This is a genomic window from Cellulomonas endophytica, assembly GCF_004123805.1.
In the GTDB taxonomy this organism is placed as follows: Bacteria; Actinomycetota; Actinomycetes; order Actinomycetales; family Cellulomonadaceae; genus Cellulomonas; species Cellulomonas endophytica.
In genome coordinates this window covers 1-6,653 of record NZ_RWJX01000119.1, presented here as the reverse complement: position 1 = coordinate 6,653, position 6,653 = coordinate 1, and the positions used below count along the sequence as shown (strand labels likewise).

The following is a 6,653-nucleotide window of genomic DNA, read 5'->3' as shown; positions in this document are numbered from 1 at the left end:
GGCCGCGACCCACGCCGGGGGCCGTGCGCCCCCGCCCGCCGCGTCCCGGCGCCCCCGCGGCCCGGACCGCCGCGGCCCCCGTGGCCGTGCCGATCCCGCCGGTGGACCCCGCCGAGGAGGCGGCGGCCGCCGCGTTCGGCCGGGTCGACGAGGACGGCACCGTCTACGTCCGCGAGGGCGAGGGCGAGCGGGCCGTCGGCCAGTTCGCGGCCGGCGAGCCCCAGGACGCCCTCGCGCTCTACGTGCGCCGCTACCTCGACCTCAAGGCGAAGCTGACGCTCGTCGAGGCCCGCATCGCCGGGACGGACCTGCCGGTCAAGGAGATCGACCAGCAGGTCGACGGGATCGCCGGGGAGCTGGCGGAGCCGTCGGCCGTCGGCGACCTCGACGCGCTGCGCGCCCGCCTGGGGCCCCTGCGCGAGCTCGCCGCCGCCCGCCGCGCGACCGCCGAGGCCGAGCGCGCCGCCGCCCGCGCCGCCGCGGTGGAGTCGCGCACGGCGATCGTCGAGCAGGCCGAGCGGATCGCCGCGACGGACCCGGCCCGCATGCAGTGGCGCCCGGCGGGCGAGCAGCTGCGCCAGCTCCTCGACCAGTGGAAGGAGGCGCAGCGCTCCGGCGCCCGCCTCGACCGCGCCACCGAGGAGTCGCTGTGGAAGCGGTTCTCGCACGCGCGCACCGCGTTCGACCGGGAGCGCCGCCACTTCTTCGCGGAGCTCGAGCAGCGCAACTCCGCGGCGAAGTCGGCCAAGGAGGCGCTCGTCGCCGAGGCCGAGAAGCTGCGCACCAGCACGGACTGGGGCGCCACGGCCGGCGCCTACCGCGACCTCATGACGCGCTGGAAGGCGGCCGGCCGCGCGAGCCGCTCCGACGACGACGCCCTGTGGGCCCGCTTCCGGGCGGCCCAGGACGCGTTCTTCGCCGCCCGCGACGCGGACAACGCCGCCACCGACGAGGAGTTCCGCGCCAACCTCGAGGTGAAGGAGGCGCTCCTCGTCGAGGCGGAGGCGCTCGTGCCGGTGCGGGACCTGGCGCGGGCGAAGTCGGCGCTGCGGTCCATCCAGGAGCGCTGGGAGGACGCCGGCAAGGTCCCCCGCGGCGACCTGCAGCGCGTCGAGGGCCGGCTGCGCGCGGTCGAGACGGCGGTCCGCGAGTCGGAGCAGGCCCAGTGGCGGCGCAGCAACCCGGAGACGCGCGCGCGTGCCGAGGGTGCGGCGGCGCAGCTCGAGGCCGCGATCGCCGGGCTCGAGCAGGACCTGGCCGCGGCGGAGGCGTCCGGGGACGCCCGACGCGCGAAGGAGGCCCGCACGGCGCTCGAGGCCCGACGCTCGTGGCTCGAGCAGGTCGAGCGCGCCGCGCAGGACGCCCGCGGCTGACCGTCCTGGCCGGGGCGCGGCCGCGAACCGCCCCCAGCCGCCCGGCACCGGCCCTCCCGTCCACAGCGGACGGGAGGGCCGTGCCGCGTCCGGCCCCGAGCGGGCACGCTGACCGGCATGACGACGACGACGGAGCCCGCCGGCCCTGCCGGCGCTCCCGCGGGCGCGCTCGCCTGGGCGCACCCGCCGGGGCGCCTGCCCGACCTCCTGCCCCGCGCGAGGACCCGCCCGGGCACGTGGTTCGACCTGCACCGGTCCGGCGCACTCGTCGCCGTGGCGGACGGCACCGCGGCCCGGTGCGCGGCGCTCGCCGTGCCGGCGGTGCGGGCGGCCGCCCTGGCGTCCCTCGTGCCGGCCCGGGCCGCGCTCGCCCGCACGGCCGCCGCGTGGGTGCACGTCGGGGGCCCGCCGCCGACCCGGGTCGAGGTGGTCGTGCCCACGGGGGCGCGTCGCGTCGACCCGCACCCCGGCCGTGTCGCCCTCGAGGCAGCCCTGCCCGCGGCGGACCTGGTGACCCTGGGACCGGTGCGGGTGACGACGCCGGCGCGGACCGCGGCCGACGTCGCGCGCGCCCTGCCGCCCGAGGACGCCCGCCCCTGGCTGCGCCGGCTCGCCGACGGCGGCCTCGAGGTGCGGGACGTGCTCGACGCCCTCGCCGCCCGTCCCGGCGGGCGCGGGGTCCGTCAGGCGCGGGCTCTGCTGCTCGAGCTCGGCGGGACGTGAGCAGCGGCCCTAGGCCCGGATCGCCGGCTCCTCCGCCGCCCGGGCGCCGGTGATGCGGTACACGTCGAAGACGCCCTCGACCTTGCGCACGGCGGCCAGCACCGACGCCAGGTGCGAGGGCTCGGCCATCTCGAAGACGAAGCGGGACAGGGCCACGCGCTCGCGCGAGGTCGACACCGACGCGGAGAGGATGTTGACGTGGTGGTCGGACAGCACGCGCGTGACGTCCGAGAGGAGGCGGGCGCGGTCGAGCGCCTCGACCTGGATCTGGACCAGGAACACGCCCGACCCGTTCTGGCTCCACGCGACGTCGACCATGCGCTCGGGCTGGGCGCGCAGGCCGTCGACGTTGATGCAGTCCGCGCGGTGCACGCTCACGCCCGCCCCGCGTGTCACGAACCCGACGATCCCGTCCCCCGGCACGGGCGTGCAGCACTTCGCGAGCTTGACCCACAGGTCGTCGACACCCTTGACGACCACGCCGGGATCGCCGGTGCGCACCCGGCGCGGCGCCGGTCCCGGACGCGTGGCCTCGGCCAGGTCCTCCTCGGTCGCGGTCTCGCCGCCCAGGCTGTGCACGAGGCGCTGGACGACGGTCCCGGCGGAGACCTGCCCCTCGCCGATGGCCGCGTAGAGGGCCGTGACGTCGGGGTACCGCAGCTCCGCGGCGAGGGCGACGAGCGACTCGTGCGAGAGGAGCCGCTGGATCGGCAGGTTCTGCTTGCGCATCGCCTTCGCGATGGCGTCCTTGCCGGTCTCGATCGCCTCCTCGCGGCGCTCCTTGGAGAACCACTGGCGGATCTTGTTGCGGGCCCGCGGGCTCTTGACGAAGCCCAGCCAGTCCCGCGAGGGGCCCGCCGTCTCCGAGCGCGACGTGAAGACCTCGACGACGTCGCCGTTCTCGAGCGTGGAGTCCAGCGGCACCAGCCGGCCGTTGACGCGGGCGCCCATGGTGCGGTGCCCCACCTGCGTGTGGACGGCGTAGGCGAAGTCGACCGGCGTGGAGCCCGACGGCAGCGCCATCACGTCGCCCTTCGGCGTGAAGACGTAGACCTCGGACCCGGCGATCTCGAACCGCAGGGAGTCGAGGAACTCCGTCGGGTCGGCCGTCTCCTTCTGCCAGTCGACGAGCTGCCGCAACCACGTCATGTCGTTGCCCGCGGTGTCGGGCTGGCCGGCCTTCGCCGTCTCCTTGTACTTCCAGTGCGCCGCGACGCCGTACTCGGCGCGCCGGTGCATGTCGTGCGTGCGGATCTGGATCTCGACGGGCTTGCCCTCGGGACCGATCACGGTGGTGTGGAGCGACTGGTAGAGGTTGAACTTGGGCATCGCGATGTAGTCCTTGAACCGCCCCGGCACGGGGTTCCACCGCGCGTGCAGGGCGCCGAGCGCCGCGTAGCAGTCCCGGACCGTGTCGACGAGGACCCGTACGCCCACCAGGTCGTAGATGTCCGTGAAGTCGCGGCCCCGGACGATCATCTTCTGGTAGATGGAGTAGTAGTGCTTGGGCCGGCCGGTCACCGTCGCCTTGATCTTCGCGGACCGCAGGTCGTTGCCCACGCCCTCGCGGACCGTCGCGAGGTACTCCTCGCGGGCCGGGGCGCGCTCGGCGACCAGGTGCACGATCTCGTCGTAGACCTTGGGGTACAGCGTCGCGAACGAGAGGTCCTCGAGCTCCCACTTGATCGTGTTCATGCCCAGGCGGTGGGCCAGCGGGGCGTAGATCTCGAGCGTCTCGCGCGCCTTGCGCTCCGCGGAGGACGAGGCGACGAACTTCCACGTGCGGGCGTTGTGCAGGCGGTCCGCGAGCTTGATGACGAGCACCCGGATGTCCCGCGACATCGCGACGACCATCTTCCGCACGGTCTCGGCCTGCGCCGCGTCCCCGTAGGTGACCTTGTCGAGCTTCGTGACCCCGTCGACGAGCATCGCGATCTCGGGCCCGAAGTCCCGCCGCAGCTGGTCGAGGGAGTACTCGGTGTCCTCGACCGTGTCGTGCAGGAGCGCCGCGGCCAGCGTCGGCGGCGTCATGCCGAGCTCGGCGAGGATCGTCGCGACGGCCACGGGGTGCGTGATGTACGGGTCGCCGCTCTTGCGCAGCTGCCCACGGTGCGCGCGCTCGGCGACGACGTAGGCGCGCTCGAGGACGGCCAGGTCGGCGCGCGGGTGGTTGGTCCGCACCGCCTGGAGGACGGGCTCCAGCGCGGGGTTGGTGGCGGTGCCCCCGCCCCGCGAGGTCAGGCGGTTGAGCCGGGAGCGCACCCGGCCGCCGGACCCGACGGCCGGCGTGGGGTCGGAGGTCGTCGACGGTGCCCCCGGGACGGCGCCCGCCGCGCCAGGGGCGCCGGGCGCGCCGGAGGGCGCCACGGCCGTCGTCCTGACCTCGTCGGCCACGCCGCTCCCCTCTCGCCCGCCCGGAGGACCCGGGCCCGCACCGCCACCGGCGGCCGAGCACCCCGCGCCGGTGCGGCGGAGGTGCTCGCGAGCAGTGTACGACCGGCCCCGGCGCCCGGCCGGACCCCGGCCCGCCGGGCCTGCGCCCGTCTCAGGCGTCGACGACGAGGAGGGCGTGCACGTCACGGCCGGGCAGGGCGTCGCGGCCGCCGAGCGCCCGCAGCTCGACGAGCACCACCACGGCGACGACCTGCGCCCCGCAGCGCTCGAGCAGCGCGACGGTCGCCGCCGCGGTGCCACCCGTGGCGAGCACGTCGTCGACGACGAGCACCCGCGACCCCGCCGGCACGGTGGCGGGGTGCACCTCCAGGGTGGCCGTCCCGTACTCCAGGTCGTACGTCTCCGCCTCGGACGGGCCGGGCAGCTTGCCGGCCTTGCGCACCGGCACGAGCCCCGCGCCCAGGTGCACGGCGAGGGCGCCGGCGAGCAGGAAGCCCCGGGCCTCCATACCGGCCACGAGGTCGACCGGGCCTCCTGCCGCCTCGGCGAGGGCCGCCACGACGTCGGCGAAGGCGTCCGCGTCGGCGAGCAGCGGGGTGATGTCCCGGAAGAGGATGCCCGGGCTCGGGAAGTCCGGCACGAGGCGCACGAGCCTCTCGACCCGCGCGCGGACGGCCTCGACGTCGACGTCGGGACGGACCGTCGGCGGCGGGACCGACGGTCGACCCTCCGGCGGCTGCATCACCGGCGGCCCTTGCGGTGCGGCTGCGCCGCCGTCCCCCGGTGCTGGCCCGGACGCAGGGCGCCGACCGCGGGGGGGACCGTGCCGGCAGCGGCACGCGCCCCGCCGCCGCCGACCGTGACCGCGTCGCCCGCACCGGCCGGGGTCGCCTCCGGGAGGCCGCCGGTGGCACGCGAGGCGAGCACGCGCTCCGTGTGCTCGCGGATCGCCGGCTCGCGGTCGCGCAGCGCCACCTCCAGCGGCGTCGCGAGGAAGATGGAGGAGTACGTGCCGACGAGCATGCCGACGAAGAGCGCGAGCGCGATGTCGCGCAGCGTCCCGGCCCCGAGGACGAACGCCCCGACGAAGAGGATCGCCGCGACGGGCAGCAGGGCCACCACGGAGGTGTTGATGGACCGCACCAGCGTCTGGTTAACGGCGAGGTTGGCCTTCTCCTCGTAGGTGAACCGCCGCTGCTCCAGCGTGTCGGCGGTGTTCTCGCGCACCTTGTCGAACACGACGACCGTGTCGTAGATGGAGTACCCGAGGATCGTGAGGAAGCCGATCACCGTCGCCGGCGTGACCTCCCAGCCGATCGCCGCGTAGATGCCGACGGTGACGAGCAGGTCGTGGAAGAGCGCCACCAGCGCCGCGACGGCCATCCGCCAGTTGCGGAAGTAGATGGTCATGACGACCGCGACGAGCACGAGGAACGCCGCGATGCCCGTCAGCGCCTTCTGCGAGACGTCCCGGCCCCAGGTGGGGCCGATGAAGTTCGTGGCCACGTCGTCGGCCGTGACGCCGTAGGCGGCGACGAGCCCGTCCCGGACCTCGGCGACCTCGTCCTCGGTGAGGCGGGCCGTCTGGATCCGCAGGGAGCTGCCGCCGATGGTCGTCACGCGCGGCGACTCCTCCGGCCGGATGCCCTCGACCACCTCCACGGCCGTCTGCTGGCTCAGCGACGTCGGGTTCGAGACCACGAACTCGGAGCCGCCGCGGAACTCGATGCCGGGGTTGAGCCCGGGCGCCACGAGCAGCACGGCGCTGAGGACGGACAGCGCGATCGAGATCGCGAACCACGTCCGCCGGCGCGCGACGATGCCGTACGAGCGGCGGCCGGTGTAGAGGTCGTTGCCCCACCGGGACAGGTTCAGCGCCATCAGCGGGTCCCTCGCTCGTCGTCGTCGGTCCCGGGCGCGAGGGGGGCGTCGTCGCCCCCGGGCCCGGTCGTGCCCGCTCCCGCCGCGCGGCCGAGGACCGTCGCCCCGGTCGCGCTGCGCCCGGCGGGCCGGGCACCCGTCCCGTCGACCGCGTCGCCGTCGGCGTCCGCCGGCGTGCTGCGCGGGGCCGTCGGCGCCGGGCCGGGTGTGGTCGCGGAGGCGCGCTCCGCCGCCGCCCGGGCGGCCCGGCGCTGCGCGATGGTGAGACCGTCGCCGCCGCCC

General features: G+C 76.0%; 5 protein-coding genes and 1 pseudogene. 2 read left to right on the top strand and 4 right to left on the bottom strand.

All coding sequences use genetic code 11. From position 1 onward, the window contains the following. Together EJA20_RS17725 and EJA20_RS17720 are read left to right on the top strand one after the other, a co-directional pair. Positions 1-1,373: DUF349 domain-containing protein (locus tag EJA20_RS17725; protein WP_164984051.1), on the top strand; the 1,373-nt coding region annotated here is incomplete at its 5' end. A gap of 117 nt (positions 1,374-1,490) precedes the next feature. Further along, positions 1,491-2,096: a hypothetical protein gene (locus EJA20_RS17720; protein ID WP_129339843.1), complete on the top strand. Its 606-nt coding sequence runs from the start codon at positions 1,491-1,493 to the stop codon at positions 2,094-2,096. A 9-nt stretch (positions 2,097-2,105) separates the two neighbouring features. Here EJA20_RS17720 and EJA20_RS17715 read toward each other — a convergent pair whose 3' ends face one another. From EJA20_RS17715 to EJA20_RS18890, 4 genes and pseudogenes are all read right to left on the bottom strand, one after another. After that, positions 2,106-4,490, bottom strand: a complete 2,385-nt coding sequence (locus EJA20_RS17715; RefSeq protein WP_129339842.1) for a RelA/SpoT family protein — start codon at positions 4,488-4,490, stop codon at positions 2,106-2,108. 151 nt (positions 4,491-4,641) lie between these two features. Beyond that, on the bottom strand, positions 4,642-5,232 hold the full coding sequence (locus EJA20_RS17710) for an adenine phosphoribosyltransferase (RefSeq protein WP_129339844.1): 591 nt from the start codon (positions 5,230-5,232) through the stop codon (positions 4,642-4,644). After that, entirely contained in the window at positions 5,232-6,371 is a 1,140-nt protein-coding gene (secF, locus tag EJA20_RS17705; RefSeq protein WP_129339841.1) for a protein translocase subunit SecF, read from the bottom strand. Before secF ends, EJA20_RS17710 begins: the two co-directional genes overlap by 1 nt. Then, a pseudogene (locus EJA20_RS18890) lies at positions 6,371-6,653 on the bottom strand (hypothetical protein); the annotation flags it as partial. The pseudogene EJA20_RS18890 and the gene secF, both read right to left, overlap by 1 nt.

Bases quoted from the DNA above. Each gene is read 5' to 3' on its own strand.
- EJA20_RS17720 (WP_129339843.1), top strand. From the start codon at position 1,491: ATGACGACGACGACGGAGCCCGCCGGCCCTGCCGGCGCTCCCGCGGGC.
- EJA20_RS17710 (WP_129339844.1), bottom strand. From the start codon at position 5,232: ATGCAGCCGCCGGAGGGTCGACCGTCGGTCCCGCCGCCGACGGTCCGT.
- secF (WP_129339841.1), bottom strand. From the start codon at position 6,371: ATGGCGCTGAACCTGTCCCGGTGGGGCAACGACCTCTACACCGGCCGC.